Origin of the sequence: Jiangella muralis (assembly GCF_001270745.1) — a bacterium.
Lineage (GTDB): Bacteria > Actinomycetota > Actinomycetes > Jiangellales > Jiangellaceae > Jiangella > Jiangella muralis.
Window position 1 is genome coordinate 132,565 of sequence record NZ_KQ434758.1, and the last position, 22,204, is coordinate 154,768.

At 73.0% G+C, this 22,204-nt stretch carries 18 protein-coding genes; 2 read left to right on the top strand and 16 right to left on the bottom strand.

The window, feature by feature from the left end:
• Positions 1 to 3 precede the first annotated feature (3 nt).
• The 7 genes from ACW62_RS15585 to ACW62_RS15615 all read right to left on the bottom strand — a co-directional run bounded on the left by ACW62_RS15585 (position 4) and on the right by ACW62_RS15615 (position 11,141).
• The gene (locus ACW62_RS15585) at positions 4 to 2,205 is read right to left on the bottom strand and encodes an FAD-dependent oxidoreductase (RefSeq protein ID WP_053205034.1); all 2,202 of its coding nucleotides are present in this window, start codon (positions 2,203 to 2,205) and stop codon (positions 4 to 6) included.
• The gene (locus ACW62_RS15590) at positions 2,205 to 4,523 is read right to left on the bottom strand and encodes a hypothetical protein (protein ID WP_053205035.1); all 2,319 of its coding nucleotides are present in this window, start codon (positions 4,521 to 4,523) and stop codon (positions 2,205 to 2,207) included. The genes ACW62_RS15585 and ACW62_RS15590 overlap by 1 nt, the downstream gene beginning before the upstream one ends.
• An 11-nt stretch (positions 4,524 to 4,534) precedes the next feature.
• Positions 4,535 to 6,832 carry a hypothetical protein gene (locus tag ACW62_RS15595; protein ID WP_053205036.1) on the bottom strand — a complete coding sequence of 766 codons (2,298 nt, stop codon included), beginning with the start codon at positions 6,830 to 6,832 and terminating at the stop codon, positions 4,535 to 4,537.
• Positions 6,833 to 6,868: 36 nt separating this feature from the next.
• Positions 6,869 to 7,738: a carbohydrate ABC transporter permease gene (locus ACW62_RS15600; RefSeq protein ID WP_053205037.1), complete on the bottom strand. Its 870-nt coding sequence runs from the start codon at positions 7,736 to 7,738 to the stop codon at positions 6,869 to 6,871.
• Positions 7,735 to 8,682, bottom strand: a complete 948-nt coding sequence (locus ACW62_RS15605; protein ID WP_053205038.1) for a carbohydrate ABC transporter permease — start codon at positions 8,680 to 8,682, stop codon at positions 7,735 to 7,737. The genes ACW62_RS15600 and ACW62_RS15605 overlap by 4 nt, the downstream gene beginning before the upstream one ends.
• Before the next feature lie 16 nt (positions 8,683 to 8,698).
• Complete coding sequence (locus tag ACW62_RS15610) at positions 8,699 to 10,081, bottom strand: ABC transporter substrate-binding protein (protein WP_053205039.1); 1,383 nt, start codon at positions 10,079 to 10,081, stop codon at positions 8,699 to 8,701.
• A gap of 67 nt (positions 10,082 to 10,148) precedes the next feature.
• A complete protein-coding gene (locus tag ACW62_RS15615) occupies positions 10,149 to 11,141 on the bottom strand; it encodes a LacI family DNA-binding transcriptional regulator (RefSeq protein ID WP_053205040.1) in 993 nt (330 codons plus the stop codon).
• Between the two features lie 170 nt (positions 11,142 to 11,311).
• Here ACW62_RS15615 and ACW62_RS15620 point away from each other — a divergent pair, with 170 nt between their 5' ends.
• On the top strand, positions 11,312 to 12,451 hold the full coding sequence (locus ACW62_RS15620; protein WP_053205041.1) for a mandelate racemase/muconate lactonizing enzyme family protein: 1,140 nt from the start codon (positions 11,312 to 11,314) through the stop codon (positions 12,449 to 12,451).
• A gap of 27 nt (positions 12,452 to 12,478) precedes the next feature.
• Here ACW62_RS15620 and ACW62_RS15625 read toward each other — a convergent pair whose 3' ends face one another.
• Positions 12,479 to 13,138: a DUF4097 family beta strand repeat-containing protein gene (locus tag ACW62_RS15625; protein WP_053205042.1), complete on the bottom strand. Its 660-nt coding sequence runs from the start codon at positions 13,136 to 13,138 to the stop codon at positions 12,479 to 12,481.
• Positions 13,139 to 13,354: 216 nt separating this feature from the next.
• Between ACW62_RS15625 and ACW62_RS15630 the strand changes: the two genes are divergently transcribed.
• Positions 13,355 to 14,071, top strand: a complete 717-nt coding sequence (locus ACW62_RS15630; RefSeq protein WP_053205043.1) for a GbsR/MarR family transcriptional regulator — start codon at positions 13,355 to 13,357, stop codon at positions 14,069 to 14,071.
• Here the strand turns inward: ACW62_RS15630 and ACW62_RS15635 are convergent.
• From ACW62_RS15635 to ACW62_RS15670, 8 genes are read right to left on the bottom strand one after another with little or no spacing between them, the layout of a single operon-like run.
• Complete coding sequence (locus ACW62_RS15635; protein WP_053205044.1) at positions 14,055 to 14,798, bottom strand: M50 family metallopeptidase; 744 nt, start codon at positions 14,796 to 14,798, stop codon at positions 14,055 to 14,057. The genes ACW62_RS15630 and ACW62_RS15635 overlap by 17 nt on opposite strands.
• A gap of 13 nt (positions 14,799 to 14,811) precedes the next feature.
• Positions 14,812 to 16,188 (bottom strand): hypothetical protein, encoded by a 1,377-nt coding sequence (locus tag ACW62_RS15640; protein ID WP_053205045.1) that lies wholly within the window; start codon positions 16,186 to 16,188, stop codon positions 14,812 to 14,814.
• A gap of 8 nt (positions 16,189 to 16,196) precedes the next feature.
• A complete protein-coding gene (locus tag ACW62_RS15645) occupies positions 16,197 to 16,946 on the bottom strand; it encodes a sugar isomerase domain-containing protein (protein ID WP_053205046.1) in 750 nt (249 codons plus the stop codon).
• On the bottom strand, positions 16,943 to 18,148 hold the full coding sequence (locus ACW62_RS15650; RefSeq protein ID WP_053205047.1) for a hypothetical protein: 1,206 nt from the start codon (positions 18,146 to 18,148) through the stop codon (positions 16,943 to 16,945). The genes ACW62_RS15645 and ACW62_RS15650 overlap by 4 nt, the downstream gene beginning before the upstream one ends.
• Entirely contained in the window at positions 18,145 to 19,080 is a 936-nt protein-coding gene (locus ACW62_RS15655) for an N-acetylglucosamine kinase (RefSeq protein ID WP_053205048.1), read from the bottom strand. The genes ACW62_RS15650 and ACW62_RS15655 overlap by 4 nt, the downstream gene beginning before the upstream one ends.
• On the bottom strand, positions 19,077 to 19,970 hold the full coding sequence (locus ACW62_RS15660; protein WP_205629381.1) for a carbohydrate ABC transporter permease: 894 nt from the start codon (positions 19,968 to 19,970) through the stop codon (positions 19,077 to 19,079). The genes ACW62_RS15655 and ACW62_RS15660 overlap by 4 nt, the downstream gene beginning before the upstream one ends.
• Positions 19,967 to 20,920, bottom strand: coding sequence for a carbohydrate ABC transporter permease (locus ACW62_RS15665; RefSeq protein WP_205629382.1), 954 nt, complete (start codon positions 20,918 to 20,920; stop codon positions 19,967 to 19,969). Before ACW62_RS15665 ends, ACW62_RS15660 begins: the two co-directional genes overlap by 4 nt.
• Positions 20,899 to 22,191, bottom strand: a complete 1,293-nt coding sequence (locus ACW62_RS15670) for an ABC transporter substrate-binding protein (protein ID WP_083459803.1) — start codon at positions 22,189 to 22,191, stop codon at positions 20,899 to 20,901. Before ACW62_RS15670 ends, ACW62_RS15665 begins: the two co-directional genes overlap by 22 nt.
• Positions 22,192 to 22,204: the final 13 nt, after the last annotated feature.

Genomic DNA, 22,204 nt, shown 5'->3' on the forward strand with positions numbered 1-22,204 from the left:
GCCTCACGGTGCGTAGGCCCGCAGCGCGACGACGTGCGCGTCGGGCGCGCCGTTGGTCGCCGTCACGACCACCCGCAGCGCGGTGCACGTCACCGGCGACGACAGCTCGTGCACCCGCCGACGCTTCCGGTTCTCGGTGACCGCCGCGACGGACACCCACGCGCCGTCCACCAGCGCCTCGACCACGTAGTCGCGGACCAGCGGCGGCGGCACCGGGAACGGCGTGCGGTGCCGGTGCAGGTTGATCAGGTCCTCGTCGATGTCGTCGTCGCCGATCAGCTCGACCCGGCCGATCGTCACCGGCGACTCCCACGTCAGCCGCAGCCAGGCCGGCAGCCCCGACGACACCCACGTGTGCGGCCCGGCGAACGGCCGCAGGTACCCGTCGACGGCCTGCGCGGGCGCGAAGGCGGCGGTCGAACCCGCCCGGAAGCAGAACGTCCGCCGCAGCAGTTCGCGGTTGGTCCATTCGCGCAGCGGCTGCGGCCGTTCGTCCTGGGGCCGCAGCGGCCGCCGGGTGAAGCTCAGCACGCCCGGCACCGGCCGGTCGGCCAGGTACAGCGACACCCCCGCAGCCGCCCGGACCAGCACGAACGCATTCCGGGGAGTGTCCGGCGCCCACGACAGGTCGAACCGGACCCACTGCTTCGACCCGGCGGCCACGGGCACCGTCACCGTCGACACCAGCGACCGCGGGACGTAGTTCTGCCCCGGCCCCGGGTCGTGCAGCTCCACGGTCAGCGACGTGTCGGCGGCGGCGTCGACCAGCAGCTCCAGCACCGGCAGCGACGGGTCCACCGGCAGCACCAGCCCGGCGTCCGCGTCCAGCGGCCAGAGCGACGACCCGTCCGCGACCGACAGCGCCGCCAAGGAACCCGACGCGGACACCGTGGTAGACGCGGCCAGGTCCGAGGGATCGACCAGCGGCAGACCGACGATCGATGCGTCCTGCCGCAGCAGCGTCCGCTGCAACTCCCCGACGTCGACGGCCCGCGGCGGGACGCCCGAAGCGACGGCGAGCGCCGCCGCCGTGCCGGCCGCCTCGCCCATGACGGCGGTGGTGGCCTGCACCCGGGTGGTGCCGAACGCGACGTGCGACGCGGACACGTTGCGCCCGGCCAGCAGCAGGTTCGTCACGTTCGTCGAATACAGCATGCGGTACGGGATGTGGTAGATCCCGTCGGCGTAGCGCTGCTTCGCGCCCTCCTCCTGCGCGTACATGCCACCGGGCGGGTGCAGGTCGATGGACCAGCCGCCGAACGCGACCCGGTCGTCGAACTCGGTCTGCCCGAGCACGTCGTGCTGGGTGAGCACGTAGTCGCCGACGAAGCGCCGGTACTCCCGCTTCCCCGGCACCGACCCGACCCACTCGAGGGTCAGCCGATCCACGTCGGCGAACTCGCCCGAGTTCTTGATGTGGTCCCAGATCCCGTAGACAACGGCCCACAGTTCGTCGCGGATCGCCTCGTTGTCGTGCACGGTGTCCAGCTCGCCGCCGAACTCGATCCACCAGTACGCGCACCCGTTGTCCGACGCGCGGATGACGCGGCGCGACGGGATCGACGTCGCCGCGATGTCCTTGGTGAAGTCCGGCGGCACGAACCGCACGGGCTCGCCGGCGTCCTTGGAGTGGAACAGCAGCGTGCTGCCGAGCGTGATCTCGTCGGCCACCTCGGGCGCCCACGGCTCGTCGTACTCCGACCGCGCCTCCCGCCCGATCCGGAACTCCGCCCCGGCCAGCGCGCCGACCAGCCCGTCGCCGGTGCAGTCGAGGAACACCGGGCCGGTGAACGTCGTCAGCAGCTCCGACCCCATGGTCCAGCCGGTCACCGACTCGATCCGGCCATCCGACGCGGCCACCGACCGCACGTCCGTGTTCAGGTACAGCGAGATGTTCGGCTCGGCCCGGACGGCGTCGAGCACCACCGCGTCCCAGTAGTACGGGTTGCCCTCGGGATTGCGGTACTGGTTCTCGACGAACAGCTCGCCCATGATGCCGGTCTCGCGGGCGTGGTGGTTGCGGCCGTGCGCCGTCGCGCCGACCACCCACACCCGGATCTCGCTGGACGAGTTGCCGCCCAGCACCGGGCGGTTGTTGATCAGCGCGACGGACCGCCCGAGGCGGGCGGCGGCGATCGCGGCGCACACGCCCGCCAGCCCGCCGCCCACCACGGTCACGTCGTGCCGGACCTGCTGCTCGCGCATCAGCCCTCCGCCGGCCGGTGGACGATGGACGAGACGCGCCGCTCCGGCTGGTCACCGAGGCCGTAGTAGACCCGGGGAGTGCCGTCCAGCACGACGCCGACGGTGCCGCGCGACGCGGTGACGGTCCGCTCGCGGCCGAGCACGTCGACCTCGCGCAGCCGCGCGCCGAGGAACGCGACGTCGGTCTTGGTGGGCCAGTCGTCCTCCCACGCCTCCGGGTGCGCATAGTACGGCTGGTCGCCGTGGTCGGCGTTGAGGAAGTAGCCGTCCGTGCGGGTCCACAGGATCGACATCGGGCCGTCAGGGGTGTCGAACTGCAGCCCCTTCACGTCCTCGTCGTCGAACGACAGCCAGCGGACGAACTCGGCGCCCTCCAGCAGCCGGGTCGCGGTGGCGTACGCGAGCAGCGACGGCTTCGCGCTGGTGTCGCGGTTCATCAGCCCGAAGTGGTACTCCGGGTTGGTCGGGTTCGCCTTCTGCGGCTGGTGGATGATGCTGTCGTGCAGCTGGTACCAGTTGACGCCGTCGACCCCCTCTGACCGGCACAGCGCGAGCGTGAGCAGGACGTTCTCGGCCGACTGGCGCATGGTGTCGTTCCACCAGTGGTTCGGGCGGGTGCACGAGTACGCCTCGGTCAGCCACAGCTCCTTGTCGCCACCGTACTCGTCGACCCGGCGGCGGGCCTCGCGCAGGCCGCCGAGGAAGTTCCAGTAGCTGCCGTTGCTGCCCTGCTCCCACTCCTCCGGCGGCGGGGCGTAGTCGGGGGTGAAGTTGCCGCGGCCGGGGTGGAACGCGAACACGTCGATGAGGTCCCAGCCGCCGTTGGCGTGGAAGTTGTCCAGCCAGTTGACGTCCATGCCGCCGAGGCCGGTGTTCATCACCTTGACGTCGGAGCCGACCTCGGCCAGCCGCTCGACCACCGGGCGCAGGCCGTCGCGGATGTACTCCTCGGTGAACTTGCCGGACATCCACGGCTGGTTGCGCTCGTTGTCGACCTCGAAGTAATGCGCGCCGGCGTCGACGACGACGTCCACCAGCTCGGCCGCCCAGGCCTTGACCTCCTCCGGCGGCGCGTCGAACACGACGTCGCCGTGCTGGATGTTGGGCATGATGCCCATGGCCTCGAGCTCGGCCGGCGCGATGCCCGGCGCGCCGTTGTAGGCGATGCGCACCGACGCGACGCCGATCCGCTTCAGCAGCGCGGCGACGTCCTCCTTGCTCGGCTGCAGCAGCCACGGGTAGTTGGCGATGCCGACCCGGCCGCCCGGCTGGTACTCGTACGGGCGCAGCGACGCCAGCGTGGTGCGCGCGAACGCCTCGTCATCGCCGGCGGCGACCCGGACCTCGACGAACACGATGCCCTGCTCCGGCGACGGGAACTCGACGGTGCGCTCGCCCACCCCGCCGGCGGGCAGCCGCAGCGTCTCCTGGCCGCTGGCGACGACGGCGCCGTCGAAGTCGCGGCCCCACCAGCTCAGCTCGACGTCGCGGGCGGCGGCGCCGCCGTTGACGGCCTGCGCGTGGACGGCCATCGCGTGCCCGGCGCCGGACCACAGGTTGAACGGCTGGTCGGTCCAGATGTCGACGCCCAGCGGACGGGCCTGGGCCAGCGCGTTCGCCGCGGCCGGGCGCAGGTCGCCGATCACGACGTCGACGTCGTGCACCAGCACGTCGCCGTCGTACTTCCCGGCGACGTGCACCCACTCGCCCGCGCTCCACGCCGGGTTGCTGTCGGCGATCCGCAGGAACCCGGCGGTGTCGGGCCAGCTGCGCGCGTAGATGACGCCGTCGTTGGTCTCGTACGGCACGCCGCCGCCGCTGTCGCGGTTCCACCGGGTCAGCGCGCGGGTGCTCTCCGGGCCGGCGTCGCCGAGGGCCACGCGGTGGAACTGCGAGTTGAGGTACATCTGGTTGCCGCTGGTGGCTTCCCAGCGCACGTGCAGCCGGTGCGCGGTGACGTCGAAGGTGCCGCTGACGGCGATGCCCACGCCGGTGCTGCCCATCCGGTAGTCGACCCGGATCGCCGGGCGGCCGTCCGGCAGCGTGATCGCCGACGGCGTGCCGCCGAAGGTGCGCTGCTGCCCGAGCACGGTGTCCTTGACCGTGAAGTGCGCCAGCTGCAGCCGCTGCACGCCCGCGCCGTCGGCGACCGTCACGGCGCCGTCCGACCCCGCGGTGACGACGATGCCGTCGGCGCCGATCGTGACGGGCTCGGCGGCGGCCGCCTGCGCGACCACACCCGGCAGCAGCCCGGCGCCGACGGCCACCGATCCCGCGGCGCCGACGAACGTCCGGCGGGTCAGGTGGAGTTCTCCCATGTCAGGTCCTCTCAAACGGGGTACGTGGCGGTGGTGGTCAGATCGAGGCCGACGAAGATGCGCGGCGCGCCGTCGAGGGTGACGGTGACGCGGCTGCCGGCGGCGGTGTGCAGGGTCTCCTGGCCGATCGCGTTCAGCTCGCGGACGGTGGTGGTCGCGGCCGGGGTGGGCAGCGACACCGGCGTCTTCGTCGGCCACGGGTCCAGCCACGGCTCGGGGTGCGGATGGTAGGCGCCCTCGCCGTGACCGGCGTTGAGCACGTAGCCGTCGCGGCGGGTCCACAGCACCGAGAACCGGCCGGTGGGCGCGTTGAACAGCAGCCCCTTGACCTCGGGGTCGCTGAACGTGACCCGCCCGGCGTATGTCGCCTGGTCGAGGAAGCGGGCGGCGGTGGCGAAGGCCAGCAGCGACGGCTTCGGGCTGCGGTCGCGGACCAGCAGGCCGAAGTGGTACTCGATGTCGGCGGGGTCGGCCTCGCGCGGCTGCTGCTCGATGCCGTCGTCGAGCGTGTACCAGGTGACGCAGCGCACCCCGTGCGCCTTGGCCAGCATCAGCTGCAGCAGCACGTTCTCGGCGGCGTGCCGGTAGGTGTCGGTCCACCAGCGGTTCGGCAACGTCGACGCGTACGCCTCGGTCAGCCACAGCTCCTTGCCGCCGTTGACGGTGCGCGCCTCGTGCGCCTTGCGCAGTGAGCCGATGAAGTTCCAGAACACCGGCTTGCGGTCCCCGTTGGGCTCCAGCCACGGCTCCGGCGGGGCGTAGTCGGCGACGTAGTTGCCGCGGCCCGGGTGGTAGGCGAGCACGTCCACCTCGCTCCACCCGCGGGCCGCGCCGAACCCGTCCAGCCAGACCGAGTCCAGGCCGGCGAGTCCGCAGGTCATCACCTTGAACGTGGCGTCCGGCCGGGCCGCCATGGCGGCGCGTAGCGGGCGCAGCGCGGCGGTGACGTACTCGGCCGGCGTACGGGTGGTCTCGGTGAGGTTCAGCTCGTTGCCGCACTCGTAGTAGCGGGCGCCGGCGGCGACGCAGCGGGCGACCATGCCGTCGGCCCAGGCGCGCTGCTCGGCCGGGGTCTTGCCGTACGGGAGACCGCCGAGCTGGACGTTGTGCAGCAGCCCGTGCCGGTCGAGGTCGGCCGGCGGGATGCCGGGCGCGCCGTCGTAGGCGGTACGGACCCACTTCATGCCGATCAGCTTCAGCAGCGCCGCGGTCTCGTCCGGCCCCGGCCCGCTGAGCAGCCACGGGTAGTTCGAGACACCGAACATGCTGGTGTCGGCGGCCTGGTACGTGAACGCCGACAGCGCGGCGAGGTTGGTGCGCGAGAACGCCGTGACGGCCGGGGCGGCGGCGTCGGTCACCACGGCCTCGACGAACGCGATGTCGCGGCCGCCCAGCGTGACGTCGAACGACGTGTTCCACACCGCCCGCGCGGCCACCGTCACCGGGCCGGCCGACCCGCTCTGCACCGCGCCGGACCAGGTCCGTGCGGTCCAGACGAGCCGCACCTGCCGGTCCGTCGTCTCCGAGTTCACCACCTGCGCGTTCACGGTCTTCGCGCCGCCGGTCGGCCACACGTGGAACGGCTGGTCGGCCCACAGCTCCACGCCCAGCGGGGTGACGATGTCGCGGGCGATGACGCCGGCCGCGTGCGGTCGCATGAGGCCGGGCACCAGCACCGCCTCGGTGACGTAGCCGGTGCCGGACGCGACGCCCGGCGCATGCAGCCAGGTGGCGTCGCCGAAGCCCGGCGTGCTCTCGCGCAGCCGCAGCAGCAGCCGGTTGTCCGCGTACGTCAGCGCGTAGCCGGCGCCGTGCGAGGTCTCGTACGGGATGCCGCCGCCGGCGTCGCGGTTCCACAGCGCCACCGGCCGGTACGTCTCGGTGCCGTTCACGACGGTGTGGTGGACGGCGAACTGGTCCGGCACCGCCTCCGCGCCGCTGACCTCCCAGCGGATCCGCGCCTTGCGCAGCCCGGCGACGACGATCGCGCGCACCGTCACCGACGGGTGCTGGGTGACGTAGTCGACGTGCAGCTCGGTCGGGCCGACCGCGGTCACCGACGACGCGCCGAACGTGCGGGCGGCGTTCGAGTACTTGACGTGCGTGATCGTCAGCCGGTGCAGGCCACCGGCGTCGAGCACGCGGATCGCCCCGCTGGTCTGGTCGACGGCCAGCGCGACGGTGCCGGCCGGGTCGGCGGCGGTGAGCTCCGCGGCGTGCGCCGCGCCCGGCAGCGCCGTGGCCAGCAGGCCGGTGCCGCCGGCCGCGAGCGAGCCGCGGACGAACGTGCGTCTGGACAGTTCGGGCATGGTGCGTCCCTCCTTCTTCGTCGAAGTGCGGACGTGCTACCCCTTGACCCCCGTGAAACCGAGGCCGGCGACGATCTGGCGCTGGAAAGCCAGGAAGACGAGCACCGGCGGGACCAGCGCAAGCACCATCGCGGCGATCAGCTGGTCCTGTGGCGCCTGGCCGGCCAGCACCGTCAGCGCGACGGCGATCGGCTGCTTCTGCGGGTCGGCGATCGCGACCAGCGGCCAGATGAAGTCCTTCCACGAGTGCATGACGGCGAGCAGGCTGATGACGGCGAGGATCGGCCGGCTCATCGGCAGCACGATGCTCCACAGCAGCCGCCAGGTGCCGGCGCCGTCGACCTTCGCCGCGTCGAACAACTCCTTCGGCAGCGCGTCGAAGAACCCCTTCGCCAGCAGCACGTTGAACGCGTTGGCGCCGGCCGGCAGCCAGATCGCCCAGTACGTGTTGGCGATGTTGATGCCCAGGATCGGCAGGTCGATGATGGTGAGGAACAGGCTGACCATCGACACCGTGTACGGCACGAACATCGTGGCCAGGATCGCGCCGTACACGTACGGGCCGATCCGCGGCCGCAGCACCGACAGCGCGAACCCCGCCGTCGCCGCCACGAACAACTGCACGGCCCACGAGCCGAGCACGATCCAGAAGCTGTTCAGCACGTACCGGCCGACCTGCAGGTCGTCCCACGCCAGCGAGAAGTTGGCCCACCGCGCGTCGGCCGGCCACAGCGCCAGCGGGTTCGTCACCAGTTCGGTCGGCGACGACACCGCGCCCTTGGCCGCCCAGTACAGCGGGCCGAGGCCGATCAGCACCAGCGCGATCAGGGTGAGGCCGTGGACGGTGAACAGCGCGCGGCGGGTGCCCGGCCGGCGCCGGCTGGTCTCGGAGACGAATCCGCTCATGACTTGCTCCAGCTCCGGGTGGCCCGCAGGTACACCGCCGACATCAGGGCGAGCGCGAGGGCGAGCAGGAAGGCCAGCGCCGCGGCCTGCCCGTAATTGCCCTGCTGGAACCCGTAGCGGAAGATCAGCAGGAGGACGGTGGTGGTGGAGTTCTGCGGCCCGCCGCCGGTGAACACGTACGGCTCGGTGAACACCTGCACGGTGTTGATCAGCTGCCAGAGCAGCAGCAGCGCGATCACCGTCCGCAGCTGCGGCAGCATGACGTGCCAGATCCGCTGCCACAGGTTGGCGCCGTCGATCTCGGCCGCCTCGTACAGCTCCTGCGGGACGCCCACCATCGCGGCCAGGTAGATGAGGACGGTGCCGCCCATGCCGGCCCACGTCGACTCCAGGACGAGGCTGAGCATCGCGGTGTCCGGCGACTCCAGCCACGGGTACGGTCCCAGCCCGACCTTGCCGAGCAGCTCGTTGAACAGGCCGGCGCCCGGGTCGTAGAACCACTTCCACAGCAGCACCGACACCACCGGCGGGATCACCACCGGCAGGTAGACGAGGAACCGGTACACCCCGCCGAGCCGGCGCACCGTCGACAGCACCGACGCCAGGATCAGCGGCGCCGGGAACCCGATCAGCACGCCCAGCCCGACGAACAGCAGCGTGTTCTGCACCGCCGTGCCCAGCAGCGGGTCGGCGAACAGCGCCTGGAAGTTGTCCAGGCCGACCCACTCGCTGCTGCCCATCAGGTCGGTCCGCTGGAAGCTGATGATCAGCCCGCGGACGATCGGCCACCACGCGAACAGGCCGAAGATCGCAATCGCGGGGAGCAGGAACACCAGCCCGATGAGCTCCCTGCGCCCGCCGGCCCGCCACCGGCGGGAGCGGGCGGCCCGGACCTGCCGGTCCGCCTGCTCCTCGTCCGGACGGGTGACCGTCGCCGTCGTCACTGTGTGATTCCTCCGGCTACTGGGCGGCTTCGAGCTGCCGGTTGGCCTCGTCCTCGGCGGCCGCGAGCAGCGCGTCGACGTCGGCGTCGGGGTCGGTCAGCACGGCCTGCACTACCGGGTCGAGCACCTGGTAGAGCCCCTGCGCGTTGAGCGGCGGCTCCGGCTTCAGCTCCAGTTCCGGCGTGCCGGCGAGGTACGGCTGGAAGTTCTCCAGCTCGACGTTGACGAACGGCGCGACCGCCTCGTTGATCAGCTGCTGCTGCGCGTCGTCGAACATCGGCAGCACCGGGACGCCGACGGCGGCGGCCGGGTCCTGCGCCAGCGCCTCGGCCTCGGCGGCCGCCGTCTCCGGGTCGTACTGCGGCTCGGCGTAGTAGAACACCATCCACTCGACGGCGGCCGCGGCGCGGTCCTCCGGCACCGACGCCGGGACCATGAAGATCTCGCCGCCGCTCATCGTGGCGTCGCCGCCGGCCTGCGGCATCGACGTGACGCCGTAGTTCGCGGTGTCCTCCATGCCGAAGTTCTGCTTCGCCAGCCGGTAGGTGCCCGGCGTGCCCATGAACATGCCGACCTGACCGGCGGCGAACTGGCGGATGACGTCGTCCTGGTTGAGCAGCTGCGTCTCGCCCATCGACTGGTCGGTCCAGCGCATCTCGCGCAGCAGCCCGAGGGAGTCGCGGACGGCGTCGTTCTGGAAGTCCGCGACGTAGCTGTCGCCGTCGGCCTTCTCCAGCTCGCCGCCGTGCGCGTACGCCAGCATCGTCAGCTGCCAGCCGCCCTGGCCGTCCTTCGACTCGTGCACGAACCCGGCCACGCCGGTGGCGGCGCTGATCGCCTGCGCGGCGGTACGAACGTCGTCCCAGGTCGCCGGCGGGGTGTCCGGGTCGAGGCCGGCCTGCTCGAACAGCGCCCGGTTGTAGACCAGGCCCAGCGCGAACGGCGAGCGCGGGATGCCGTAGACGTCGCCCTCGCCATCGGAGATCGGCTCCAGCACCTGCGGGTTGATCTCCTCGGCGTGCTCCCACTCGTCGAGGTACTGCGTGATCGGCTGCACCTGGCCGCGCTGGATCAGGCCCTGCGGCTCGGTCAGCGGCACCCGGATGACGTCCTCGACGCCGCCGCCGGCCAGCAGCGCGGAGAACGTCTGCGGGTCGTACTCGTTCGTCGACGCCTCGATCTCGATGTCCGGGTGCTGCTCCTCGAACTCGGCGATCTTCGCGTTGAACTGGTCCTGCCCGGCCTGGTCGGTGCCCGCCGGCAGGCCCTGGACGCGGATGGTGACGGTGCCGCCGTCGCCGCCGCTGCCGCCGGCGTTGTCGTCGCCGCCGCAGGCGGTCAGCAGAGCGATGCCGCCGAGCAGCAGCGCGCCGAGGCGAAATGGGCGTGGTCTGGCCATGGATGTCATGTGCGCTCCCAAGGACTTCCTCGTACCTGGAGATGGGAACCGGCGAAGTGCCGGCGGATTACTGCTGCGGATCGCGCCGGGCCGGCCCGGTCGTGCCGCGCGGGATCAGCCGCGACCCGACCTGGACCACCGGCGTGGCGGGCGGCCGGTCGTGCACCAACCCGATGAGCAGGTCGACCGCCCGGCTGGCGATCTCGTCCGGGTCGATGCGGATGGTCGTCAGCGACGGCGTGGACACCGACGCCAGCAGCGTGTCGTCGATGCCGACCACGCTGACGTCGCCCGGCACCGCGGCGCCGAGCGCGGCCAGCTGGTGCAGCACGCCCATCGCGACGAGGTCGTTGTGCGCCAGCACCGCCGTCGCCTGGTGGGCGAGGACGAGCGGCGCGGCGTGTACCCCGGTCTCGAACCGGGCCTCGTACGGACCGATCTCGATCAGCGACAGGTCGTGCGCGTCGAACGCCGCCCGGATCGACTTCGACCGCGACTGGTCCGGCCGGTTGCCGTTGCCGTCGACGAAGACGCACCGCTGGTGGCCGTACGCCTTGAGGTGCTCGGCCGCCTGCGCCATGCCGTCGGTGAGCGAGACGTGCACCTCGCTGACGCCCGGCACCTGGCGGTTGACCAGCACGACGGGCATCCGCTCGGCCAGCTCGGCGAGGCGGTCCTCCGACAGCATGGACGCCCAGAGGACGAGGCCGTCGACCTTCTTCGACACCGCGGCGATGGTCTCCAGCTCGTCGGCCTCGCGCTCGTCGCTGTCGGCGACCAGCAGGGTGTAACCCAGCCGCTTGGCCCGCTCCTGCATCGCCTTGAAGATCGGCGGGAAGAACGGGTTGGTGATGTCCGGGATCAGCAGCCCCAGCGTCTCGGTGCGCCCGTCACGCAGCGAGCGCGCCGCCGGGTTGGGCGAGTAGCCCAGCCGGTCGGCCGCGGCCACGACCCGCTCCCGGGTGGTGGCGTTGACGAGCTCCGGCGTGTTCAGCGCGCGGGACACCGTCGAGACGGAGACGCCGGCGGCCTTGGCGACCGAGCCGATCGTGACGGCCATGCGGTTCCTCCTCGACGCTGGGTGAGTACGCGGCGGCAGCATTGCAAACGTTTCTGAAGTATGTCAAGAGGTGTCTTCGCAGTGAACTCGCGCATACGATACGGTGCTGACCGCCGCGATGAGTGATTTGCGGGATCGTTTTCACAGCAAGCGAAGGGACGCCGAAGCCCATGAAGATCACCGGGTGCGAAGTGCTCACCCTCCCCGACCACGGCGACAGCATGATGCTGGTCGCGGTCGACACCGACGAGGGCATCCACGGCCTGGGCGAGGTCGGCATCCGGACCCGGCAGCGCGCGGTCGCCGGGGGCATCGAGCACCTGGCCGAACTGATCGTCGGCGAGGACCCCACCCGCATCGAGCACCTGTGGCAGGTCATGTTCCGGCGCGGCTTCTTCCCGTCCGACCGGTTCCTCTCCGCCGCGATCGCCGCCATCGACGTCGCCCTCTGGGACATCCGCGGCAAGGCGCTGGGCGTACCGGTGTACCAGCTGCTCGGCGGTCAGGTCCGCGACGCGGTGCCGTGCTACGTCCACGTCGGCGACGAGTACCGCGAGCTGCCGGCGTTCCTGGACCGGTGCCGGCAACTGGTCGAGGACGGCTGGCGGCACCTGCGCTTCGCCGCCCCGCACGACGACGGCGTCCTGGACCAGCGGGCCAGCATGCGCGCGTCGATCGCGATGATGCACGCGGCCCGCGAAGCGCTGGGCGACGAGATCGAGTTGATCCTCGACGTGCACACCCGGCTGGACCCGCCGGAAGCGGTCACGCTGTGCCGCGAGATCGAGGCGGCCCGGCCCTACTTCGTCGAGGACCCGCTGCGGTCGGAGTCGCTGGACAGCTACCAGATGCTGCGGCTGCGCACCGGCGTGCCGCTGGCCACCGGCGAGGTGTACGGGTCGAAGTGGGAGTTCCAGCGGCTGATCGAGCGCGACCTCATCGACTACGCGCGGGTCGACGTCGCGGTGGCGGCCGGGCTGACCGAGGCGAAGAAGATCGCCGCGCTGGCCGAGACGCACTACGTCAAGCTGGCCACCCACAACCCGCTCGGCCCGGTCACGGCGGCCGCGTCGCTGCACCTCAACCTGGCCTGCCCGAACGTCGGGGTCCAGGAGCACCAGGTGGCGCCGGAGCCGGCGACGGCCGCGCTGTTCACCGCCCGGCCGACGGTCCGCCCGGGCTGGGTGGAACGCAGCGAGCTCCCCGGCCTCGGCGTCGACATCGACCGCGCGGCCGCCCGCAAGCTGCGGGCCACCCCCGCCGAACGCCCGCACCTGCGCACCCCGGACGGCGCGTACACGAACTGGTGACGCGCGGCGGCCCGCACACCACCACGCTCACAGGCTGTGCGCGGTGATGTTGCCGGTGATCGTGGTGGCCCGGATGGTCAGGCCGGTCGCGCCGTCGTTCTTCAGCGAGTTCTCGATCCGGCCGACGGTGGTGCCGGCGTCCAGCGAGGCGGAGACGCCGGGAGCGGCGCCGACGGACAGGTCACCGACCTTGGTGGAGAGCACGACCGTGCCGTTCTCCGCCTCGGCGATGCGGATGTCGCCCTTCGCCGTGCTGATCTCGGCCGAGCCGGTGAGGTGGCCGACCGACACGTCACCGGCCTGGACGGTGAGGCGGACGTTCGCAGCCTCGTCCAGCTTGAGGTCGCCGGCCGCGCCGTCGACGGTGACGTCGCCGAGGCGCCCGACACCGCGGACGTCGACGGCGGCCGCCGTCGCCTCGACCCGGGAGCCCGCGGGCAGCTGGACCGTGACCTCGATCGAGCCGGAGGGGCCGAGGATCCGGTGCTTCGGCACGTCGACGCGCAGGACGCCGTCGGCGTAGCCGACCGTGGTCTGCTCCGCCAGCTTCACGTCGCGGTTCTTGGCGGGGTCCATCGGCCGGACGTCGACGGTCGTGTCGGCGCGGTCGGCGGCGATGAGCTGGACGCGCCCCGCGGAGATGTCGAGGACGGCGGAGATCGGGGTGGGGGTGTCGAAGGTCTGCATGCTGCTCAGCTCCTGTGCTCGTTGTTTCTGATAGTGGAAACGCTACGTTGCGTTCACTATCTTGGCAACATGTTCGTTGCACCTGAGCGGCGTCATTGCAGGTCGATGCCGGAATATCGTTGCAACGGTCGTGGAACTAACGCAACATGCGCGTTGCAATGATTGACGAATGAACGCTATGGTTCGGGGGACGAGGACGGCACGAAGGAGGCCACGATGCCGGGAGGCAGGCTCACCCAGCGGGAACGCCAGCAGATCGCGCTGGGCCTGGCCGACGATCTCGCCTACGCCGAGATCGCCCGCCGGCTGGACCGGCCGACGTCGACCGTCACCCGCGAGGTCATGCGCAACGGTGGCCCGGCCGGCTACCGCGCCGAGGCCGCCCACCGGGCCACCGAGAAGCGCGCCCATCGCAGCAAGCCGGCCGCGTCGCCAGGGCCGCAGGCGCCGCCGCCGGTGCACGGGCGCGACCCGGCCGCCGTCCGCGCGTACGAGGAGACGTTCACCGCGCTGCTCATGCGGCAGGGCCTGCCGCGCATCGCGTCGCAGGTGCTGACCTGCCTGTTCACCACCGACGCGGGTAGCCTCACCGCGCCCGACCTGGCGCAGCGGCTCCAGGTGAGCCCGGCGTCGATCTCGAAGGCCATCACCTTCCTGGAGGGCCAGGGCCTCGTCGTCCGCAAGCGCGATGAGGGCCGGCGGGAGCGCTACGTCGCCGACAACGAGGTCTGGTTCCACTCGATGATCGCGGCCGCCCGCAGCAACGCCGAGCTGGCCGAGGCCGCGCGGCAGGGCGTCGGCGTGCTCGGTCGCGGCACCCCGGCCGCCGTCCGGCTCGAGAACGTCGCCCGGTTCATCGACTTCGTCGGCGAGAGCATCGCCCGCGCCGCTGAGCAGGCCCGCGAGGTGCTCGGCCCTAATCCAGCGCCGTGAGCACCGAGGCGACGTTGAACCACGCGCACGCACCGATGACCAGCGCGAACGTGAACAGCCAGACGCCGCCGGGGACGACCGTGCGGCGGCCCATGAGGTACGCGTCGGACTGCTGGACGCCGCGGCCGCTGGTGTGCGCCCGGACGACGGCCCACAGGCCGCGCACCGCGCCCACCGTCAGCAGCCAGGCGAACGCGTACACCACCACCGTGCACAGCCACGCCGACCCGTACCAGCCGACCAGCCCGAACCCGACGCCCGTCGTGAGCACGACGGCCACCGTCAGCCAGCTGCGCGACAGCAGGAACACCAGCGCGAGGCAGGCCACCAGGACGCCGAGCGCCAGCCGCGCCCACCCGTGCGTGGCCGACCACACCAGCGCCGACCCGACGACGGCCGGCGCCGGGTAGCCCCACCACATCGTCCAGAGCGTGCCGGGCGTGCTGTGCGACCAGAAGTTCGTCGCGCCGGAGAGGTCGCCGCGCACCGTCACGCCGCGCAGCCGGAACCCGGCCGTCAGCGCGGCGACGACGTGGCCCAGCTCGTGCACGATCGTGACCGGATACCCGGCCAGCCGCCAGGCCGGCCCGTACACCGCCAGCACGACGCCGGCCAGCGCGAACCCCAGTACGACCGACGGCGGCATGGTCGCCAGCGTCTCGTCGACCCGGACGTCCGCGAACCAGCCACGTACGCCGTCGGTCGTCCCGCCGCTCGCCTCCGCCATCACCCGCCCGACCCTAACCCGTCCCCTCCCAGAGGTCGTCGAAGCCGTGGCACAGGTCCCGCCGGAAGGCCAGCAGCGCCGGCCGGAGCTGGTGCGGCGGCATCCGCACCGGCGACCCGTCGCCCGGCGCCTCGGCCCACCGCGAGCGGCCGCGCGGCTCCAGGTCGTGCCGGTAGGTCAGGCGCAGCCGGATCGCCGGGTAGCTGACCAGCCGCCCGGTGCCGATGGCGTCCGGTCCCGCGTGCCCGGACGCCACGACGTCGGCGCCGACGCCGGGCAGCGGCACCGGCAGCGGCGGGTTCTCGTGCAGGTAGAGGTCGACGACGCGGCGGCGACCGGCCGGCGCGGGGACGGCGTCGAAGGCGCGCCGCGTGACGGCGGCCTGCACCCGGTCCCAGCCGACGGCGGTCCGTTCCAGCGCCCGCGGCCGCCACCGCCGCTTGCGGACGATCTCCAGGCCCTCGGCCGACACCAGGATGCCGACGCCGGTCGTCGCCCGCGGCAGCATCCACAGCGTGACCGGCAGCGTGAGGCAGCAGAACAGCACCGGCACCAGCAGCACCAGCGCGATCAGCCCGGCCGCCACGGCCGGCAGCCCGAACGGGTCGCCCATCAGGTAGACACCACCGGCCAGGACGGCGACCTGCGCCGCGAGCGCGAGCAGCAGCCGCGGCCACGGCTCGCCGTGGTCCAGCCAGACCGGCCCGGCCGGACGCGGCAGCTCCGGCGGTGCGCTGCCCGGCTCGACGGATCCGGCCGGGCCCGGGAGCGCGACGGGGCGCGGCCCGGCGGCCTGCGGCGGGGTGAACCACTGGTCCACCCCGGTGCCCGCGTAGAACAGGTCCGGGCGCCACGCCGCCACCGCCTCGGCCACCTCCCGGGAGACCGGCTCGCCCAGCCGCAGCCGCGGCGCCGGGACCCGGACGCCGTCGATCTGGGTGTCCGCCTCGACGGCGACCTCAGTCGCGGCGAACGCGGGCAGGCCGGGCAGGTCGCGGCCGAGGTACAGCTCGAGCAGCTCGCCGGGACCGGGCGCGTTGACGACCTGCACGTCGTCCCAGCCGACCCGGGCCCGGCCGCCCCGGTGCCACCACTTCGAGTGCTCGACGACGTCCACGCCCTCGGCCCCGACGATCAGCTCCCGCCGGGTCGTCGCGCCCGGCAGCCCGTGCACCGTCCGCGCCGTCAGCACCACCAGCAGCAGCCCGAACGCCGCGGCGGCGATCGCCAGCGGGCGGGTGCCGGAGTCCCACAGCTCGCCGCGGTCCCAGCCGGTCAGCGACCCCAGCGGCGCCGCCAGCAGCAGGCAGACGACCGCCAGCAGCACCAGCCAGCCGATGCGCCCGGCGACACCGGGCGCCGCCACCGGCACGGTGCGGGCGTCGGGCATACGGGCTCCTAGGGCTCGATCGGGCGCACCCGGTCCTGATAGCGCTCCAGGATCTTACGGTTGTGGCCGTCGCCCGCCGCCAGGTTGGCCGAGATGTAGACCGGCGGCTGCTCACCCCGCTCCAGCAGCTCCCGGCAGATCAGCTCGGTCAGGATCTGCGCCGCCAGCACCCCGGTCAGCGACGACACCGCGCCGATCCGTACCCCGGAAGCCAGCTCGATCGCGGCGTCGCCCTCCGGCGCCCCGTTGTCGATGACGACGTCGGCGAGGTCGGCCAGGCGCGGGCCGGCCGCGCTGCGGGCCGCCGCCGACCGGGTGTGCGCCAGCGACGTGATCGCGATCAGGCCGTGCCCGCGCTCGCGCGCCAGCTGGGCCATCTCGACGACCGCCGCGTTGAGGCCGGAGTTCGACACGATGAGGAACACGTCCTCCGGCCGCGGCCGGGCCAGCGCGTAGATCCGGCCGGCCAGGCCGGACTCGCGCTCGTAGGTCGGGTCGAGGATCGCTGCGGGATCCTCGCCCCCGAACATCACCAGGTCCTTCACCGCGAGCATGCCGACGGGGACCAGCCCGCCCGCGCGGCCGGCCAGCTCCAGCGTCACGATGCGGGAGTGCCCGGTCCCGAACGCCTGCAGCACGCCGCCGGCCGCGACCGACCCGGTCACCATCGCGGCGGCCTCCCGCAGGGCCGGCAGCTGCGTCTCGACGACGTGCTCGACCAGCCCGGCGGCCCGGGTGGCGTACTCGGATGCGATCACGTGCTCTCCTCCGCGGCTGCGACGATCCGCGCCACCTGGACGGCGACGTCGGCGACCCGCTCGCCGCTGCCCGGCCGGACCGGGCTGACGAGCGTCTCGTATGTGGGCGGCGTATCGCGGCTGGGCAGGTAGCCGAGGTAGCCGTTGGTGTAGCCGAGGACGATGACGTCCGGCCCGGCGGCCGCACGGATCGCCTCGCCCAGCTCCAGGAACAGCTCGCCGGGGACCGCCACCAGCGTCACGCCGCCGAGCCGGACCGCCTGGACGTCGACGTCGTACGGCTCGCCGCGGGCCGCGAGCTCGCCGGCGATGCGCCGGCCCTGCTCGAACACCTGCCGGGCGCGCGCATCGGCGCCGCCGGCGGCGGTGGCCCGGGTCGCGGCGGCCACCTCGGCCGCGGTCTTCGGTTCCAGCCGGACCTGCCGCGACACGGGCAGCCGGACGGCGTCCGGGCCGGGCTCGCCGGACGGCGCCAGCGGCAGCTCGGCGGCGACCAGCGACGCCAGCCGGGCCAGTTCGGCCGGGCCGCGGCCGCGGCGGGTGTGCCGGGTGCTGATGTCGCCCGCGGCTCCGGTCGCCGCGACCGCCCAGCGGCCCGGCGCCTCGAGGGCGCGCCGGATCGCGCCGTTGAGGTCCCCGGAGATGTCGCGGTTGGCGGCCGGCAGCACCGTCGGGTGCACCGGCGAGACCGTGACGACGCCGGCGACGCCCGCCGCGGTCGAGACGACGAGCGCGTCGACCGGCACGTCCAGCCGTTCGGCGGCGCCGGCGATCCGGCGCCCGGCCAGGCCCGGTACCTCCACCCGGACGCTGGTCAGCGCCGCGTCCCGCTCGTCGACGATGGCCGCCCTCGCCGCGCTGACCGCAGCCGCGACCAGCCGCCGTCCGACGTCCGGCGGGGTCGGCCGGCCGCCCGGCGTGCAGCCGCTCTCCGGGCTCGCGTGCGTGTGCGTGGCCGCGACCCAGCAGTCGTCGATCCGCAACTCCCGCAGGGCATCGCGCACCTGCCCGGCGGCGTCGGTGTTCACGCAGACGAGGTCGGCCACGACCAGCGCGAACCGGTGCCGGCCGGCGGCGAACGTCACGACGTGCACCTCCAGCGGGTCCAGCACGCCTCCGGCCCCGTGCGCCCGGTCGGCGTAGCCGCCCATCGGCTCACCCGGCCGGACCTCGAACAACTGCTCCCCGTGTCCGATCCTCACCCGTCGTCCCCCACCTGTTCCCGTAGCCGTGCCAGCACGCGCGTGTACGGCGCCGCGCCGCGCAGCAGCGTCAGGCCGCCGTCCAGCGACGACCCGGCCGGCTCGGCCGGCTCCAGCCCGTGTGCGCGCAGCCCGTCGCCGAGCCGCCCCTGCAGCGGCCCGCCGGCGTCGAGCAGCCGGCCGGACCACGACACCCGCGGCCCGGCGTCGGGCTGCCGACGCGCGGCCGACGCCGCCAGCGCGACGAGGTCGTCGACCGCCGCGGCGCAGATCGCCCGCGCGACGGCGTCCGACCCGGCCGCCTCGACGACCACCGGCGCGAAGCCGGCGATGCGCGCGATCAGCTCCGGGTCGCGGTAGAAGCGCTGCAGCGCGGCCAGGCCGGCGCCGCCGACGGCGTCCGGCAACCGCTCGGTCAGCGCGGTGTCCGGGCCGACGCCGTCCAGCGCCGCCGTCGCCGCGCGCAGCCCGGCCAGCCCGATCGCGTAGCCGCTGCCGCGGTCGCCGAGCGCCGGGCCCCAGCCCTCCACCGTCGTGTACTCCCCGCCGGCGCCCATGGCCAGCACGTTCGTGCCGGTGCCGAGACACAGCACCGTGCCCGGACCGGCCAGCGCGCCGGCATGCGCGAGCTGCACGTCGACGGTCACCAGCGCCGGGCCGCCCAGCTCCGCGCCGATCCGCCGGGCCAGCTCCCGCCGCGGGCCGGGCTCGCCGGGCACCGCCGTCAGCCCGGCGATCACGCCGGCCACGCGGTCCGGCAGCTCGACCCCGGCGGCCGCCGCCCGCACGGCCGCGACCGTCCGCTCGACGCCGTCCTCCCCCGGCCGGTAGCTCATGCCCGGCCCGGCGCCGACCTGCCGCCGCTCGCCGGTCACGGCCAGCAGCCGCAACGCCGACTTGCCCCCGTCGATGCTGATGAACGTGTCCGTCACCGCGACATCCCCGCCGTCAGCCCGCTGATGATGTGCTTGGTCGCGAACGCGAACACGATCGCCAGCGGCACCAGCGCGATGACCAGCCCGGCGAACAGCGTCGCGCGGTCGGCCGCGAACTCGCCGAAGAACCGGGTCAGCCCGACCGGCACGGTGTACTTGTCGTCGCTGCGCATCAGCACCAGCGGGTAGAAGAAGTCGTTCCACGTCGGCGCGAACTGAAACACCGTGACGACCGCCAGCGCCGGGCGCATGAGCGGCAGGACGACGGAGACGAACATCCGCCCCTCATTGGCGCCGTCCAGCTTGGCCGCCTCCTCCAGCTCCGTCGGGAGCCCGCGCATGAACCCCATGATGACGAAGATCGAGAACGGGATGCCGCTGGCCGCGTAGAGCAGCACCAGTCCGACGCGGCTGTCGATCAGCCCCAGCGACTGGTACATGTAGAAGACCGGCAGCAGCCCCAGCTTCGCCGGGATCATCAGCCCGGAGATGAACAGCGCGGCCAGCAGCGCCCGGCCGCGGAACCGCCACCGCGACAAGGCGTAGGCGGCCATCGCCGACACCGTCACGCACAGCGTCACCGAGGCGACGGTGACCAGCACCGAGTTCACGAAGTACGTCCCGAGCGACGCGGTCTCCCACGCCCGCTGGTAGTTGTCCAGGCCCAGCGACGTCGGCAGTCCGACCGGCTGGCGCAGGATGTCGGCGTTGTCGCGGAACGAGCCGATCAGCACCAGCACCAGCGGGCCGAACGCGAGCGCGGCGTAGAGCCACAGCAGCAGCTGCACACCGGCCCGGCGCAGGCCGGTGCCCGCCTGGGCCGTCCGCGGTCCCGGCGCGGCCGGCGACGAGCGCGTGCGCCGCTGCGGGGTCAGGGTCGACGTCACGAGGCCACCTCCCGGCGTCGCAGCAGCCGTTCGAGCACGATCGCGACGCCGAAGATCAGCACGAAGATCATCATGGCCAGCGCCGACGACTCCCCGATCGCGTTGGTGCCGCCCTCGAAGGCGGTGCGGTAGTAGAGCAGCCCGAGCACGTCCATGGCGCCGCCGGGGCCGCCGTCCGACCCGCCCAGTGCGTAGACCAGATCGAAGATGTTGAAGCAGCCGATGAACGTGAGCACGGTGATGACGCCGACGGCCGGCATCAGCAGCGGGAAGCGGACGCTCCAGAACGCGCGCGCCGACGACGCGCCGTCCAGCGCCGCGGCCTCCTCCAGCTCCCGCGGGATGCCGCCGAGCGCGGCGAGGAAGATCAGCATCGGCCCGCCGATCCACTGCCACGCGTTGACGAGGATCAGCACCGGCAGCGCGGTGTCCGGGTCACCCAGCCACGGCCGCGCCCACGAGTCCAGGCCGACCGACTGCAGCACGTAGTTGACCGGGCCGAACGACGGGCTCAGCAGCAGCGACCACAGGTAGCCGACGATCAGCGGGCTGATCAGGTACGGCAGCGAGAAGACGGTCTGGAAGAACCGCTTGCACCGCGGGTTGCGGTAGAGCAGCACCGCGAGGCCGAGGCCGACGGTGTTCTGGATCGCCATCGTGCCCACGAAGAACAGCACGTTGTGCCAGAGCGCGACCGGGATCTCGTCGCCGAGCGGGTACCGGGTCAGCACCTCCTGGTAGTTGCCCAGGCCCGCGAACCCGGCCCGCTGCGTGCCCTCCCAGTGGAAGAAGCCGTAATAGAACGCGGTCACCAGCGGCACGACGATGAGCAGGCTGTACAGCAGCAGCGCCGGCAGCGTGAACCCGGCGATCCAGCCCAGGCCGGTGCGGCCGGCGCGGTATCGCGCCGGCCGCCGCGGCCCGGACGTCACGACTGCGGTTCGAACCACTGGCTGACGCCCTGCTGGATGTGACCGGCGGCCTCCTCGGCGGTGGCACCGCCGAGGACGAAGTCGGACAGCGACTCGGAGGCGAGGTCCCACGCCGTCGGCTGGTCACTGGAGAAGTAGGCGTACGTGACGTACGGGCTCGGGTTGGCCAGGTGCGCCTCCAGCGCCTGGGCCAGCAGCTCGTCGGCCGGCTCGACGCCGGGGACCGCGCTGATCTGGCGCAGCTCGTCGGTGAACGCCTGGCCGAACTCCTCGGAGGCCATCCAGCGGACGAGGTCGAGGGCGGCCTCCTGGTCCGGCGACGCCGCCGAGACGCCGAACGAGCCGTCGACGTAGCCGGGCACCAGCGTCTCCTGGACGGCGGCGCCGGGCGGCGGCGGCACGTTGAAGATGCCCAGCTCGAGGTCGGGGTTGGCCTGCGCGAACACGGCCAGCTCCCAGATGCCGCCGGGGAACATCGCCGCCTGGCCGGAGGTGAACAGCGCCTGCGCGTCGGCGTACGTCACGCCCTGGAACTGCGGCGCCCAGAACTCGCTGGTGCCCTGCCAGGCCGTCATCGAGTCGACCCACGGCTGGCCGGTGAAGTCGGCGGTGCCGGCCAGCAGCTGGTCGAGGTAGTCGTAGCCGCCGTACGTGCTGGCGCCGAAGATCTCGTGCTGGATCGGCAGCATCCAGGTGTCCGCGACGGTCGCCGCCAGCGGCGTGACCCCGGCGGTCTTCAGCGCGGTGAACGCCGCGATCATGTCGTCCCACGTCTGCGGCGGCGTGAGGCCGTGCTCGTCGAACAGCGCCTTGTTGTAGATGACGTGCAGCGTCTGCAGCGCGAACGGCACCCCGTAGAGCTGGCCGTCCGCGACGCCGCGGGCGCCGTCCATCAACTCGTCCGGGAAGTCGGCCAGCGCCTCGACCTCGTCGTCCAACGGCACCAGGCTCTCGGACGCGACCAGCGGCTGGAGCAGCCCGTACGACCGCAGCTGTGCGACGTCCGGCCCGCTGGCGTCGCCCAGGCCGGTGCGCAGGATGGTGTCGTACTCGTCGGCCTTGTACGGGACGTACTCGACGGTCACGCCCGGGTTGGCGTCCTCGTAGAGCTGGAAGATCTTCTCGTAGGCGGCGACGTCCTCCTGCCGCCAGCCCCAGACCTCCAGGGTGACCTCATCGCCGTCGCCGCTGGTGCCGGAGTCGCCCTCCGAGGCGCTGGGACTGCACGCCACGAGGCCGAGCGTCAGCGTGCCGAGGAGGGCGAGCACGCCGCTTCGTCTGCCGATCATGTGGGTCTCCTGG

Bases quoted from the DNA above. Each gene is read 5' to 3' on its own strand.
- ACW62_RS15615 (WP_053205040.1), bottom strand. From the start codon at position 11,141: ATGGCCGTCACGATCGGCTCGGTCGCCAAGGCCGCCGGCGTCTCCGTC.
- ACW62_RS15600 (WP_053205037.1), bottom strand. From the start codon at position 7,738: ATGAGCGGATTCGTCTCCGAGACCAGCCGGCGCCGGCCGGGCACCCGC.
- ACW62_RS15585 (WP_053205034.1), bottom strand. From the start codon at position 2,205: ATGCGCGAGCAGCAGGTCCGGCACGACGTGACCGTGGTGGGCGGCGGG.
- ACW62_RS15635 (WP_053205044.1), bottom strand. From the start codon at position 14,798: ATGGCGGAGGCGAGCGGCGGGACGACCGACGGCGTACGTGGCTGGTTC.
- ACW62_RS15630 (WP_053205043.1), top strand. From the start codon at position 13,355: ATGCCGGGAGGCAGGCTCACCCAGCGGGAACGCCAGCAGATCGCGCTG.
- ACW62_RS15625 (WP_053205042.1), bottom strand. From the start codon at position 13,138: ATGCAGACCTTCGACACCCCCACCCCGATCTCCGCCGTCCTCGACATC.
- ACW62_RS15610 (WP_053205039.1), bottom strand. From the start codon at position 10,081: ATGGCCAGACCACGCCCATTTCGCCTCGGCGCGCTGCTGCTCGGCGGC.
- ACW62_RS15620 (WP_053205041.1), top strand. From the start codon at position 11,312: ATGAAGATCACCGGGTGCGAAGTGCTCACCCTCCCCGACCACGGCGAC.
- ACW62_RS15640 (WP_053205045.1), bottom strand. From the start codon at position 16,188: ATGCCCGACGCCCGCACCGTGCCGGTGGCGGCGCCCGGTGTCGCCGGG.
- ACW62_RS15670 (WP_083459803.1), bottom strand. From the start codon at position 22,191: ATGATCGGCAGACGAAGCGGCGTGCTCGCCCTCCTCGGCACGCTGACG.
- ACW62_RS15590 (WP_053205035.1), bottom strand. From the start codon at position 4,523: ATGGGAGAACTCCACCTGACCCGCCGGACGTTCGTCGGCGCCGCGGGA.
- ACW62_RS15595 (WP_053205036.1), bottom strand. From the start codon at position 6,832: ATGCCCGAACTGTCCAGACGCACGTTCGTCCGCGGCTCGCTCGCGGCC.